Below are 12922 nucleotides of genomic sequence, written 5' to 3'. Positions count from 1 at the left end.
GCTCCGCCTCAGTTCGCCGGGCCGTAGAGATCGCTGGAGAACGGCTCGGTGTCGTGCGCGTCCTTCCAGCCGACCACGTGGTTCCGCAGCGTGCCGATGCCCTCGATCTCCGCCTCGATGCGGTCGCCCGGCCGAAGGTAGAAGTCGAAGGGATTCGGCTGCACGGCGGCGACGCCCGAGATGGTGCCGGTCGTGATGATGTCGCCGGCCGTGTAGCCCTGGGCCGAGTGGTAGGCGACCAGGTGCGGGATCGAGATGATCATCTTCTCGGTGTTGCCCGTCTGCCGTCGCTCGCCGTTGACCCGCAGCTCCATCGCGAGCGCGTGCGGCTGGGGAACCTCGTCCTTCGTGACGATCCAGGGGCCGATGGGGCAGAAGGTGTCGATCCCCTTCGAGAAGGAGAAGACGCCCGACTGCATCTCGCGGCGCTGGATGTCCCGCGCGGTGATGTCGTTGAAGACGGTGTACCCGGCGATGTAGTCCTCGGCCTCCTCCGGGCCGAAGAACTTGCCGCTCTTGCCGATCACGACGGCCAGCTCGAGTTCGTAGTCGAGTTCCTTGGTGAGCCCCTCGGGGTACACGATCGGCTGGTCGGGACCGATGATCGCGTCGACGTTCTGGAAGAAGACGATCCCCTTGTGCACCGGGTGCGACCAGTCGACGGCGGTCAGTTCGTCGTGGTGGTCGGTGAAGTTTCCGGCGGTGTGGAAGAACTTCTTGGGCACGATCGGCGCCTGCAGGGTGACCTCTCCGAGGGGGAATCGCCGCCCGGTCTCCCCGACCTTCCCTTCCTGTTCGAAGTAGGCGCGCATCGACGGGACGTCGAGCTCGATGACGGTCTCGCCGTCGATGTGGCCGACCCGGCCGTCGTCGAAGGTCACGAGTTTCATGCGGAGTCTCCTGGCGGTCCGACGCGGAAGACGCGCAACTGCAGCGCGAGCGTCGCGTAGTAGCCCACCAGGGTGGTGAGCTCCACCACCGCCTCGATGCCGTTCAATGAAACGGCCCGGTCGAAGACGGCGTCGTCGGCGTCGCCCCTCGCGACCAGGACCCGCACCAGTTCGAGGGCGGCGGCTTCGGCCGGGTCCGAGAGCTCAGGGGCCGTGCCGGCGTTCACCGCGGCGATCTCCGCGTCGGTCAGGCCCGCTGCCCGGCCGATCGGCTCGTGGGCGTAGCGCTCGAAGGCCGAGTCCCACCGGGCCGCGACCGTCAGGACGGCGAGTTCGCGGATTCGATCACTGAGCGAGGTCCGGTAGCGGATCGCCGAGCCCAGTTCCTGGAGAGCCGCCCCGACCCTTGGTGCGAACAGCATCGCGTTGAAGGGGCCGTTGAGTCTTCCCTGTGCGTCGGTGAGGGCGAAGAGCTGGGGACCGCCGGCGCGTGGCCCTCCGGTGATCGCGTCGTAGAGGGGGCGTTGGTCGAGGGCGAGTTCACCTGGGGTGAGGCGGGGCAACCGAGTCATGGTGTCGAGTGTCGTGCGCGCGCCGGAGTACACGCAGGGCCGTGCCGAGCAATGGCATGGCACTTCCGTACATCCGCACGTGCCAATGATTGAAACGAACGTAGTACGGATCACACGCCATCGCCTTTCATCCCTCGCATGGATGACTGGCTCGGACTCGAACAGCGCGCGGCCCTGGTGGCCGGTGCCGGCGGCATCGGTGCGGCCGCGGCCCTCGGCCTTGCCCGACACGGCGCCCGCGTGACCGTCACGGACGTCGACGAGGAGCGACTTGCCGCGCTCGCCGAGCAGGCGGTGGCGGCGGGACTCTCGATCGCGACCCGCGCGGCCGACCTCACCGACCCGCTGAGCGCTCGTTCCGCGGTCGCCGAGAGCGCCGGGGCGATGGGCGGCCTCGACGTCTTCGTGCACGCGGTCGGTATCAACGACCGGCGCCCGGTGCTCGAGACTCCCGACGACGTCTGGGAGCGGATCATCGACGTCAACCTCAAGAGCGCCGTGTGGAGCGCTCAGGCGGCCGGCGCCCTGATGGTGTCGGGCGGCTACGGCCGGATCGTCCTGCTGTCCTCGGTCTCCGGACTCCTGGCGCACGCCGACCACGCTCCGTACGCCGCCACGAAGGGCGGGGTCAACCAGCTCTGCCGCGTCATGGCTCGCGAATGGGCGCCGCACGGCGTCACGGTCAACGCCGTCGCGCCCGGTTACACCGAGACCGACCTGACACGCGCCTACCTCGACAAGCCCGGCGTGCGCGAGGACATGGTCGGCCTCGTTCCGGCCGGCCGGCTCGGCACAGCCGACGACGTCGTCGCCCCCCTGCTCTTCCTCTGCTCCACGCAGTCCGCGTTCGTGACGGGCCACGTCATGTACGTCGACGGCGGTCGCACCCTCGTCTGAAAGGCAAACCATGAATCTTCCGCAGCGCTTCACCGACAAGGTCGTCCTGGTCACCGGTGCCGGCACCGGCCTCGGCGCCGAGATCGCCGTACGGGCGGCACAGGAGGGTGCCGACGTGGCGATCCACTACCGCAGCTCGCAGGCGGGCGCACGCCGTACGGCCGACCGAGTCGAGGCCGAGGGGCGCAAGGCCTTCCTCGTCCAGGCCGACATCGTCGAATGGGCGCAGATCACGCGCATGGCGGACGAGGTGTGGGGCCGCTTCGGCCGGGTCGACGTGGCGATCAACAACGTGGGCGACATGGCCGGCGACCAGATGTCGTGGCGGGAGATCACCGAGGAGTCGATCGACCACACGCTCGCCGTCGACATCAAGGGCACGTTGGTGTGCACCCACGAGTTCGGCTCCCGGATGCTCGAGCAGCCCGGCGGCGGCTCGATCGTCAACGTGGGTTCCACGGTCGTGGTCCGCGGCAGCGCACGGGCTCCGCAGTACGCGGCCGCGAAGTACGGCATTCTCGGCATCACCAAGTCCTACGCCCAGGCGTTCGCGCCCAAGGTGCGGGTGAACACGTTCGCACCCGGTTTCATGGAGACCGAGCGCATGCTCAACCGTGAGGACTACAAGAACGGACGCGGTGAGAAGCTGCGGGAGATGACACCGATGCACCACATCCCGAAGCCCGAGGAGATCGCCGGCACGGCGCTCCTCCTCGCGACCGCGGACGCCCAGCACATCACCGGCAGCTACTTCGTCGCTGACGGTGGCTACAACATGATCGGAGCCTGACATGTCCGATCAGCGCATCCTCTTCGTCGGCGGCGACGTCTTCGACGGCTCGGGCACCCCGGCCGTCCGCGCCGATGTGGTCGTCCGCGGCGAGACGATCGAGGCGGTCGTCGTCGGCGGTGGCGTACAGGCGCGGCCGGGCGACCAGGTCGTCGACTGCACCGGCAGGACGGTCATGCCGGGCATGGTCGAGTCGCACTGTCACCTGACCTTCCCCTCGGCCGTCGGTCACATCGACACCTCCTTCAACCCGCCGCTGGACGTCAGCTTCTTCCACCACATGCCGACGCCGGACGAGCACCTGGAGATCGCGAAGCGCAACGCGCGCATCCTGCTCGACCAGGGCTTCACCAGCGCCTACTCGGCCGGCTCGCTGACCCCCGTACCGACCGAGGTGATCCTCCGCGATCAGATCGAGGCCGGTGCCGCGGTGGGACCGCGGATGCGTGCCGCGTCGTTCGAGCGCGACAACAACCCGGTGCAGATGGGCCCCGACGGCCCGCGCGAGCAGAAGACGGGGCCGGACGCGGTGCGCGCGTTCATCCGCGAGCAGGCCTCGATCGGCTTCGACAGCGTCAAGCTGCTGATGAGCAACGACGACGTCTTCTTCGAGGGCGGGTCGATGGTGACGCAGTACAGCGCCGAAGAGGCACGGGCCGCCGGCGAGCAGGCGCGCGAGTCCGGTGTCTGGCTCAACTGCCATGCCCAGAATCCCGAGTCGATCAAGCTGGCGGTCACCAGCGGTTTCCGCTCGATCTATCACTGCTCCTACGCCGACGAGGAGGCGATCGACCTCCTCGACGAGGCGAAGGACTCGATCTTCCTCTCGCCTGCTGTCGGCATCATGTGGGCCAACGTCCACGAGGGCGAGGAGTTCGGCATCGACACCGCGATGGCCCGGACGATGGGCTCGGTGAAGTCGCTCGAGGCGATGACGAAGCTCTACCCCGAGCTCCGCAGGCGCGGCCTGCGCGTGCTGCCGGGCGGCGACTACGGCTTCCCCAACAACCCGATCGGCCGCAACGCCCGCGACCTCGAACTCTTCGTCGACCTCTTCGGTTACAGCCCGCTCGAGGCACTCAAGGCGGCCACCTTCCACGGAGGTCAGGTCCTGGAGTTCCCGGTCGGCCTGCTGGCGCCGGAATACCTGGCCGACATCCTCGTGGTGGACGGGGACCCTACGCAGGACGTGACCGTGTTGCAGGACGCCGGGAACCTCGTCGCCATCGTGCAGGGCGGCCGGTTCCACAAGGGCGCCGAGCAGCTCACGCGCGGTACGGCGTGAGGCGGGTCGACGGCGTCGAGTACGCCGTGATCCCGGGCTTCCGTCCGCTCGAAGTCGACCTGTACCTGCCCGACGCGGTATCCGCGCCGGGCACGGTCGAGGTGCCGGTCATCGTCCACGTGCACGGCGGTGGATGGCGACGCGGTTCCCGTCGCCATCCGCTCCCGCGCCTGAGTGAGGACTTCTACCCCGCGATGGTGAGCGCGGGCTTCGCCGTGGCGGCGATCGACTACCGCCTCAGTGGCGAGGCGACGTACCCGGCCGCGGCCGACGACGTCCGCGCCGCGGTCGCGGCCGTCGCCGAGGTCATGGCGCCCCACGGGGTCGACGCGGGGCCGGTGTTCCTCTGGGGCGACTCCGCCGGCGCGCACCTCGCCCTGCTGGCCGCGCTGACCGGCTCCGCCGTGGCCGGAGTGGTCGCGTGGTTCCCGGTCACCGACCTGACCGCCATGCCCGACCCCGCCGATCCACAGACGCGGGAGGCGCTCTTCCTGGGGGCGCCCGCCGCGAAGGTCCCGGACCTCGCCCGCGAGGCCAGTCCGATCAGCCACGTGCGCGCCGACGCGCCGCCCGTCCTCGTCATGCACGGCGACAGCGACACGATGGTGCCGACCGCGCAGAGCGTCGACTTCGCCGCGGCCCTGACCGCGGCGGGAGGGTCCGCGCAGTTGGTGCTCGTGCCCGGCGCGAGTCACTTCTGGGAGGGCGCCGAGGACGTGACCGCCCTGCACCAGCGGTCGCTCGCCTTCCTGCGGACGCTCGTCACGCCATGACCCGTCCGGTGATCCCGGGATTCAACCCGGACCCCAGCGTGGTGCGGGTCGGTGACGACTACTACCTCGTCACCTCGTCGTTCGAATACCTGCCGGGACTGCCCGTCCACCACAGCACCGATCTGCGGCACTGGCGTCAGATAGGCCACGTCGCGACCCGGCCGGAGCAGGTCGAGCTCGAACGGATTCCGACGCCCGGCGGAGTCTGGGCCCCGACGCTGCGCCACCGCGACGGCCTCTTCCACCTCATCGTCACCGTCTTCCTCGGCGGCCGGGGCTGCGTCGTCTTCACGGCGACCGACCCGGCCGGCCCGTGGAGCGACGGCGTGAGCATCCCCGCCGTCGACGGGATCGACCCCGACCTCGCCTGGGACGACGACGGCACCGCGATCGTCACGTTCGCCCGCCATCCCGACCCGATTCAGCAGGTCCGCGTCGACCTGACGACCGGCCGGGCCATCGACACGCCCCGGGCGGTCTGGGCCGGCAGCGGCGGCTACTCCCCCGAGGGCCCGCACCTCTACCGCCGTGGCGCGTGGTGGTACCTGGTGGTGGCCGAAGGCGGCACGGACCGAGGCCACGCCGTCACGGTGGCCCGGGCTCGAAGACCGGACGGACCGTTCGAGAGCTGCCCGGGGAACCCGGTCCTCTCCGCCGCCGGGACCGGCCGGCCGGAGCAGAACCTCGGCCACGCCGACCTGGTCGAGACCGACTCGGGGACGGCGCTCGTCTGCCTAGGAGTCCGGCCGGTCGGGCTGGCGCAGTCGTTCTCTCCCCTCGGCCGCGAGACCTTCCTGGCCGACGTCGACTGGGCCGACGACTGGCCGAGCGCGCGGCTGACCGAGCTGCCTCCGGCACCGGACGAGGACGTGACGTACGACCTCGGCGCGCCGGACGCGCTGAGCGACCCGGTCTGGATCGCCGTACGCCAGTTGCCGGCAGCGGTCGCCGCTCCCACACCGGACGGCCTCCTCATCCGTCGCACCTCCGGCCAGACCGAGCTGGACGGCCCACGACCGGCCTTCGTCGGGCGTCGGCAGCGGCATCTGGGCGCCGTGGTGAGCGCGGTGTTCGACGTCCGGGAAGGTCGCGGGGGCCTCGCGTTCCGCAACGCGGAGGACAACCTGGTCGCGCTTGAGGCCCGAGCCGCCGGAACCGGGGTCGAGGTCGAGGCGCGGGTCGTGGTGGCGGGATTCGACCGGACCTGGCACGCCACCCTGCCGTGCGGAGACGTCGAGCTGACCATCGCGACGGAACCACCTCCGGCCGACTTCGCCGCCGGTGCGGTCGGGGGCGACCGGATCCGGCTGACGGCCCGGGTGGGCGACGACGACGTGACGCTCGTCGAACTGGACGGCCGGCACTGGTGCTTCGAGACCGCCAAGGCGTTCACGGGCCGGGTCGTCGGGCCGTTCGCGACCGAGGGCGCGGTCCGGGTCCGCCGGCTCCGGTACTCGGGCCGGTCCTGACGATCACATCAGCCGGTCCTCAGGTTCCCTTCACGGTCGGTCCTGAGGTTCCCTGCGCAGTCGGGCTTGAGGTTCCATTCAATGGAGCGGCCGGGTGACGTGGATCAGCGCGACCGCGACGCTGCGACGCATGCCGATTCATCCCGAGACCCTCCGGCGCTTCGCGCACATCGAGGGCGTTCCCAGCATGCAGGCCTTCTTCGAGGACCCCCAGTACGCCGAGCGGCGGGTCGCGTTCGAGTCCTGGCCCGATTACGAAGTCCCCGACGTCGCGGTTCGCACGGCCCAGGCGCCCGGACCGCACGGCCCGGTACCGGTACGGATCTACGGCGAGCGCCCGGGAGCGGCCGAACGGCCCGCTCTGGTGTGGATGCACGGCGGCGCCTTCATGATGGGCGACCTGGACATGCCCGAGGCGGACTGGACCTCGCGGGAAGTGGCGCGACGTGCCGACGCGGTCGTGGTCTCGGTCGACTACAGGCTGTGCCAAAACGGCGTGCACTACCCGGTGCCCCACGACGACGTCGTGGCCGCGGTGCGCTGGGTCCGCGAGAACGCGGCCGAGCTGGGTGTCGACCCCGCGTGGATCTCGGTCGGCGGGGCCAGCGCCGGTGCCAACCTCGCCGCGGGAGCCGCCTTGAAGGTGCGCGACGAGGACCAACAGCCCCCCGCCCACCTGATCTTCGCCTACGGCGTCGCCCACGCGGTGCTCCCGCCGCTGAGTCCCGAACACACCGAGCTGATGAGCCACGTGCCCGAAGTGCTCCACTTCCCACCGGAGACGCACGGCTTCTTCAATCACAACTATCTCGGTGGTCCGCTCAGCAAGGCCGACGGATACGCGTTCCCGATCCTGGCCGACCTGCGGGGGATGTGCCCGACGCTGGTGCTCAACGCCGAGTACGACGACCTGAGGGTCTCCGGCGAGGCCTTCACGGCCGCGCTCGCGGCCGCCGGCGTGGACGTGCGGCAGGTGATGGTGCGGTCGATGATGCACGGCTACCTCAATCTCCCGGCCACCTTGGGGCCGACCGCAGCCGCGCTGGACCTGATCGCGGGCACGGTCGGCCGGCCCGTGCAGCCCGGCGCATGAGCGCGCCGACCGCCCTGGCCGTCGAGCATCTCGGTTCCCCGCTCGGGCTCGGCGAACCCGCGCCCCGGCTGTCGTGGCGGCTCCCGGAGGGCACGCGCACCCAGACCGCGTACCGGATCCGAGCGGAGTTCGGTGGCGTGGCACACGACTCGGACTGGGTCGAGTCCACCGACACCGTCCTGGAGGCATGGCCGTTCGAGCCGCTCGGGTCGGCGCAGCCGGTGAGCTGGCGGGTGCGGGTGCGGACCGATCGAGGGGAGTCCGGGTGGTCGGCCGCGGCAAGCTTCGAGACGGGCCTGCTCGACACCGGGGACTGGACCGCTGCGTGGATCCGGCCGGTCGAACCGGACCCGCTCCCGCAGGCCCCGCGCCCCGCGTACGAACTGCGCGGTCCCCTGGCCGTCCGGCAGCCCGTACGCCGCGCCCGGCTCTACGCGACGGCGCACGGTCTCTACGAGACGTTCCTCGACGGGGTCCGGGTCGGCGATCTGGAGCTGACCCCTGGGTACACGCACTACTCCGCGCGGGTACCGGTTCAGGTCTACGACGTCGCTCCGCTGCTCCGGCCGGGGTCGGTCTCCTGGACGGCGCTGCTCAGCGACGGCTGGTTCCGCGGCCAGGTCGGGATCTTCCGCGCGGTCGACCAGTGGGGCGAACGCACCGCGTTCCTCGCGCAGTTGCACGTGGAGTACGCCGACGGCACCACCGAGGTGTTCGGCACCGACGCGGGCTGGGAGTCCCGGCGGTCGAGCCTCGTCCGCGCCGACCTGATCGACGGTGTGTCCGACGACCGGCGTGCCACCGACGCGGCGGGATGGCGCCCGGTGGAGCCGGCCGGACTCGGGTTCGACACGCTGTTCTGGTCGCCGGCGCCACCGACGCGTCGCATCGAGGAGCTACGTCCGAGGTCGGTGGTACGACGCGGCGACGACCGTCAACTGGTCGACCTGGGCCAGAACATCAACGGCTGGGTCCGGCTGAGCGACCTCGGCCCGGCGGGCGGCGAGGTGACGCTCGTACACGGTGAGGCGCTCGATCCGAACGGCGATCTCACCACCGAGCACCTCAGACCCGCGGTGCCGTTCCTGCCCGCGCCGCTTCCCGCCGGGCAGGTGGACCGCGTCTTCTCCGCCGGCCGGTCCGGTGACGTGTTCGAGCCGCGGCACACGACCCACGGCTTCCGGTACGTCACCGTCGAGGGGCATCCCGACGATCTGACGCCGGAGGACGTCACCGGTGTCGTGGTGCACAGCGATCTGCGCCGCACGGGATGGTTCTCGTGCAGCGACGAGCGGATCAACCGGCTCCACGAGGCCGCCGTGTGGAGCTTCCGCGACAACGCCTGCGACATCCCCACCGACTGCCCCCACCGGGAGCGGGCGGGGTGGACCGGCGACTGGCAGGTCTACGCGCCGACGGCCGCTTTCCTGTACGACGTCGCCGGATTCTCGGCCAAATGGCTGGGCGACGTCGCGATCGAGCAATGGCCCGACGGCACGATCGCCAACATCTCGCCGCACGGCCCGGCGGAGGGCCCGCACGGTCCCACCGCGTCCTTGCAGGGTTCGGCCGGGTGGGGTGACGCCGTCGTCATCGTGCCCTGGGAGCTCTACCGCGCGTACGGCGACGAGCGGATCCTGGCCGATCTGTGGCCGAACATGGTGCGCTGGGTCGGCCGTGCCGAGCGGATGGCCGCCGAAGGCCGGCACCCCGGCCGCACCGGCCCGGTCGCGGCGCACGAGCGCCATCTGTGGGACACGGGCTTCCACTGGGGTGAGTGGCTGGAGCCGGGCGACGAGGTCGACGACTTCGGCGCTTTCGTCGCCGCCGACAAGAGCGACGTCGCGACGGCGTACTTCGCGCATTCGGCGGGGCTGATGGCCCGTATCGCCGGGGTGCTCGACAAGCCGGAGGAGTCGGCGCGGTACGCCGAGCTCGCCGACCGCGTCACCGCCGCCTGGCGCACCGAATTCCTCGCCGCCGACGGCACGGTGCGCCCGGCCACACAGGCCACCCTCGCGCGGGCGCTGACCTTCGGGCTCATCCCGCGGGAGGCCGTGCCGAACGCCGTGGCGCAGCTCGTCGGCCTCGTCCGGGCCGCGGGCACCCGTGTCGGCACCGGCTTCCTGGCGACGCCCTTCCTCCTGCCGGTGCTGGCCGAACACGGCGAGGCGGAACTCGCCTACGAGCTCCTGTTCCAGGACGGTCCGCCGTCCTGGCTGCACATGATCGATCGGGGTGCGACCACGATCTGGGAGCGCTGGAACGGGATCGCGGACGACGGCACGCCCCACGAGTCGCTCAACCACTACTCGAAGGGGGCGGTGATCAGCTTCCTCCACCGTCACACCGCGGGGCTGCGGCCCGTCGATCCGGCCTACCGCCGCTTCCGGGTGGCCCCGCTTCCCGGCGGCGGTCTCACCGCGGCCTGCGCGGCGCTCGAGTCGCCCCATGGACGCATCGAGTCGGCGTGGCGGCTCAGAGGCGACCGGCTGCTTCTCGAGGTCGTCGTGCCCCCGGGCACGACCGCCGAGGTCGTCATGCCGAGCGGCGGAGGGGAGGTGGTCGGACCCGGCCGGCACACCTTCACGTCTTGAGAGCGGCCGGCGGCAAGGCCGCGCTGGGGGCGCCGAGGGCGCGCGAGATGCCCTGCGCGGCGATCCTCACCGCGTAGGTGAGCCGGCGTGGCTGCGCCTCGCGTTCGGGGAGCAGCACGCCGATCGCGGCGACCGCCTCGTCGCGTTCGTCGAAGACCGGTGCCGCCACCGCCACCAGCGTCTCCAGCTCGGTGCGACGGAAGATGGCCACCCGCTCCCTGCGCACTTCGGCGAGCGTGCGCCGCATCGCCGCGGCGGGAATGAGCACCTTGTCCGGCTCGCTGTGCAGCGGCCGTGCGAGGAGTTCGTCCTGCACCTCGGCCGGTGCGAAGGCGAGGAGCGCCAGCCCCATGCCGGTCGCGTGGAGGGGCATCTTGCCGCCGACCCGATACCGGACCTCGACCGCTCTGTGCGCCGAGAGACGCTCGACCAGGGTCGCCTCGAGACCGTCGCGGACCGCGAGCTGCACGTGCTGATGGGTGACCGCTCCCAGGTCGCTCATGAAGGGCAGAGCCGTCTGGCGCAGACCGTGTCCGCGCGGGGCGAGCGAGGCGACCTCCAGCAGCCGCAGGCCGATCGAGTACCGGCCGGCTTCGTCGCGTTCGAGAGCGCCCCAGTCGAGCAGCCGGCCGGCCAGCCGCAACGTCGTGCTGACCGGAATGGAGGTACGCACGCTCAGCTCACGCAACGTCAGATGCCGCCGTGTCGCGTCGAACGCGTCGAGCAGCGACAGCGCCCGGTCGATGACGGGTTCCCCCTGCGGTGGGCGCTTGCCCCGGCGTCGGGTCGGGGCGGCGGCCGTTTCGCTCACAAATAGCACCTTCCGGTTAAGCGCGCGTTTCAATCAATGGCAATCATTGCTGACTTGTGTGACTGGCGCCACTCATTGTTCTCCCCAAGTCGGGCCAAGGCCCCGACCCGGACAACCGAGAGGCTTCGATGACCGGCTTCACCTTCAAGCGTCTGGGAGTCAGCACGCTGGCTCTGGCGGTAGCCACCGTCTCTCTGGCGGCGTGCGGCTCTTCGACGAACAGCGCTGATCGCTCTTCGGGCACCACACTCACCATCGGCTACGACTCCGACCCGGCACCGCAGGGCTACGACCCCCTGCTCTACGGCGGTGGCCAGCGACTCTTCTACGAGTCGGCCTACCAGTCGCTCTTCGCGGAGGGCGCCGACGGTCAGCCCGTCCCCGAACTCGTCTCGAGCTTCAGCTACAACAAGGCCAAGACGCAGATGACGCTGAAGCTCAAGTCCGGTGTCACCTTCACCGACGGCTCCAAGCTCACCGCCCAGCTCGTCAAGGCGAACCTCGACCGTCGCGGCAACTCCAAGCTCCAGGCCTACTCCGGCTTCGCCAAGGGCGGCTCGACGGAGATCAAGGACGTCAAGGCCGCGAGCGCGGACACCGTGGTGCTCACCTTCCCCACCGCGCAGGGGTCGTTCCAGACGAACCTCGCGGGCGTCCCCGGGGCGATCGTCGGAGCGAAGGCGATCAGCGACCCCAGCCTGCTCAACCGGGGCCCGGACGGCTCGGGGCCGTACAAGATGCGCACCGCGGTCAAGGGCAGCAGCTACACGATGAGCCGCCAGCCCGGCACGGACAAGGCCACCTACCCGTTCCAGACGATCATCTACAAGCCCTACCTGGACAAGAACGCCCGTCTGAACGCGCAGATCTCCGGCCAGAGCGACGCGTCGCTCCTCGACACGTCCACGAAGCAGACGGCGGCGTCCAACGGCGTCGCGCTGGCCAGGAACGGCGGCACGATGCTGGACCTGCTGGTCTTCGACAAGACCGGGGTCAGCTCGAAGCCGTTCGCCGACAAGGACGTCCGCCGCGCACTGAGCTACGCGATCGACCGGGACGCCTTCGTCAAGACCGTGGCCAAGGGCGCCGAGCCGACGGTCAACGCCTTCCCCAAGTCCTCGCCCGGCTACGACCCCGCGCTGAACACGCGGTACGCCCACGACGTCGCCGAGGCGAAGCGGACCCTGGCGAAGGCCGGTTACCCGAACGGGTTCTCGTTCAAGATCACCGCCAGCCCGACGAATCAGGCCGCGCTGGAGTTCCTGCAGAACCAGTTCAAGGCGATCGGCGTCGACATGAAGATCGACGTCACCACCTCGACCGGACAGCTCTTCGCCGCGGTCAACACCCAGCCGCTCGGCTTCCTCCCGCTGACGATGAGCAACGAGATCGGCGTCACCGCAGGGGTTCTCGTGGGCGGCTTCGCCAACCCGCACAAGGCTCAGGACCCGGTGATCGGGGCCGCGCTCGGGGCGGCGTCGAACGCCTCCGGCGCGGACCACCCCGCCGCGCTGAAGAAGCTGAACGGCGCGCTGATCGACGAGGGCTGGCTGATCCCGGTCGCCGAGCAGTACGCGTACGTCGGCTACGACGCCAAGGCGCTCAAGGCGCCGAACTACCCCGGCACCGACGGCTACCCGCTGCTGAGCTCCTTCAAGCCGGCCGCCTGACCGTTCCCCCGCGGTCGGCCGGAGGTCCTCATGACCGTCGGCCGGCCGACGGGACGGCGTGCCCGGTGCCGTGAT

11 protein-coding genes are annotated in these 12922 nt (G+C 70.7%); 8 read left to right on the top strand and 3 right to left on the bottom strand.

What is annotated here, in order from left to right:
* Positions 1-8 precede the first annotated feature (8 nt).
* Together ACZ4TO_RS17800 and ACZ4TO_RS17795 are read right to left on the bottom strand one after the other, a co-directional pair.
* Positions 9-890 carry a fumarylacetoacetate hydrolase family protein gene (locus tag ACZ4TO_RS17800; protein WP_385044007.1) on the bottom strand — a complete coding sequence of 294 codons (882 nt, stop codon included), beginning with the start codon at positions 888-890 and terminating at the stop codon, positions 9-11.
* Positions 887-1462, bottom strand: a complete 576-nt coding sequence (locus ACZ4TO_RS17795) for a carboxymuconolactone decarboxylase family protein (protein WP_468024661.1) — start codon at positions 1460-1462, stop codon at positions 887-889. The genes ACZ4TO_RS17800 and ACZ4TO_RS17795 overlap by 4 nt, the downstream gene beginning before the upstream one ends.
* A gap of 138 nt (positions 1463-1600) precedes the next feature.
* Between ACZ4TO_RS17795 and ACZ4TO_RS17790 the strand changes: the two genes are divergently transcribed.
* From ACZ4TO_RS17790 to ACZ4TO_RS17760, 7 genes are all read left to right on the top strand, one after another.
* A complete protein-coding gene (locus ACZ4TO_RS17790) occupies positions 1601-2359 on the top strand; it encodes an SDR family NAD(P)-dependent oxidoreductase (protein WP_468024660.1) in 759 nt (252 codons plus the stop codon).
* 10 nt (positions 2360-2369) lie between these two features.
* A complete protein-coding gene (locus ACZ4TO_RS17785; RefSeq protein WP_468024659.1) occupies positions 2370-3149 on the top strand; it encodes an SDR family NAD(P)-dependent oxidoreductase in 780 nt (259 codons plus the stop codon).
* A 1-nt stretch (position 3150) separates the two neighbouring features.
* Positions 3151-4434 (top strand): amidohydrolase family protein, encoded by a 1284-nt coding sequence (locus tag ACZ4TO_RS17780; RefSeq protein WP_468024658.1) that lies wholly within the window; start codon positions 3151-3153, stop codon positions 4432-4434.
* Positions 4431-5207 (top strand): alpha/beta hydrolase fold domain-containing protein, encoded by a 777-nt coding sequence (locus ACZ4TO_RS17775; protein ID WP_468024657.1) that lies wholly within the window; start codon positions 4431-4433, stop codon positions 5205-5207. Before ACZ4TO_RS17780 ends, ACZ4TO_RS17775 begins: the two co-directional genes overlap by 4 nt.
* Complete coding sequence (locus ACZ4TO_RS17770) at positions 5204-6676, top strand: glycoside hydrolase family 43 protein (protein WP_468024656.1); 1473 nt, start codon at positions 5204-5206, stop codon at positions 6674-6676. Before ACZ4TO_RS17775 ends, ACZ4TO_RS17770 begins: the two co-directional genes overlap by 4 nt.
* A gap of 130 nt (positions 6677-6806) precedes the next feature.
* A complete protein-coding gene (locus tag ACZ4TO_RS17765) occupies positions 6807-7769 on the top strand; it encodes an alpha/beta hydrolase (protein ID WP_385043995.1) in 963 nt (320 codons plus the stop codon).
* Positions 7766-10366 (top strand): family 78 glycoside hydrolase catalytic domain, encoded by a 2601-nt coding sequence (locus tag ACZ4TO_RS17760; protein WP_468024655.1) that lies wholly within the window; start codon positions 7766-7768, stop codon positions 10364-10366. Before ACZ4TO_RS17765 ends, ACZ4TO_RS17760 begins: the two co-directional genes overlap by 4 nt.
* On the opposite strand, the gene ACZ4TO_RS17755 is transcribed toward ACZ4TO_RS17760, so the two are convergent.
* Complete coding sequence (locus ACZ4TO_RS17755; protein WP_382786083.1) at positions 10356-11177, bottom strand: IclR family transcriptional regulator; 822 nt, start codon at positions 11175-11177, stop codon at positions 10356-10358. The genes ACZ4TO_RS17760 and ACZ4TO_RS17755 overlap by 11 nt on opposite strands.
* Positions 11178-11305: 128 nt before the next feature.
* Between ACZ4TO_RS17755 and ACZ4TO_RS17750 the strand changes: the two genes are divergently transcribed.
* Positions 11306-12847, top strand: coding sequence for an ABC transporter substrate-binding protein (locus tag ACZ4TO_RS17750; protein WP_468024654.1), 1542 nt, complete (start codon positions 11306-11308; stop codon positions 12845-12847).
* Positions 12848-12922: the final 75 nt, after the last annotated feature.

Source organism: Streptomyces sp. NPDC028298 (genome assembly GCF_055565895.1).
This window is presented reverse-complemented; position numbering and strand designations above follow the sequence as displayed.

What these genes read in the sequence shown, in the direction of transcription:
- ACZ4TO_RS17800 (WP_385044007.1), bottom strand. Translation starts at nt 890, where the DNA reads ATGAAACTCGTGACCTTCGACGACGGCCGGGTCGGCCACATCGACGGC.
- ACZ4TO_RS17795 (WP_468024661.1), bottom strand. Translation starts at nt 1,462, where the DNA reads ATGACTCGGTTGCCCCGCCTCACCCCAGGTGAACTCGCCCTCGACCAA.
- ACZ4TO_RS17790 (WP_468024660.1), top strand. Translation starts at nt 1,601, where the DNA reads ATGGATGACTGGCTCGGACTCGAACAGCGCGCGGCCCTGGTGGCCGGT.
- ACZ4TO_RS17785 (WP_468024659.1), top strand. Translation starts at nt 2,370, where the DNA reads ATGAATCTTCCGCAGCGCTTCACCGACAAGGTCGTCCTGGTCACCGGT.
- ACZ4TO_RS17780 (WP_468024658.1), top strand. Translation starts at nt 3,151, where the DNA reads ATGTCCGATCAGCGCATCCTCTTCGTCGGCGGCGACGTCTTCGACGGC.
- ACZ4TO_RS17770 (WP_468024656.1), top strand. Translation starts at nt 5,204, where the DNA reads ATGACCCGTCCGGTGATCCCGGGATTCAACCCGGACCCCAGCGTGGTG.
- ACZ4TO_RS17765 (WP_385043995.1), top strand. Translation starts at nt 6,807, where the DNA reads ATGCCGATTCATCCCGAGACCCTCCGGCGCTTCGCGCACATCGAGGGC.
- ACZ4TO_RS17760 (WP_468024655.1), top strand. Translation starts at nt 7,766, where the DNA reads ATGAGCGCGCCGACCGCCCTGGCCGTCGAGCATCTCGGTTCCCCGCTC.
- ACZ4TO_RS17750 (WP_468024654.1), top strand. Translation starts at nt 11,306, where the DNA reads ATGACCGGCTTCACCTTCAAGCGTCTGGGAGTCAGCACGCTGGCTCTG.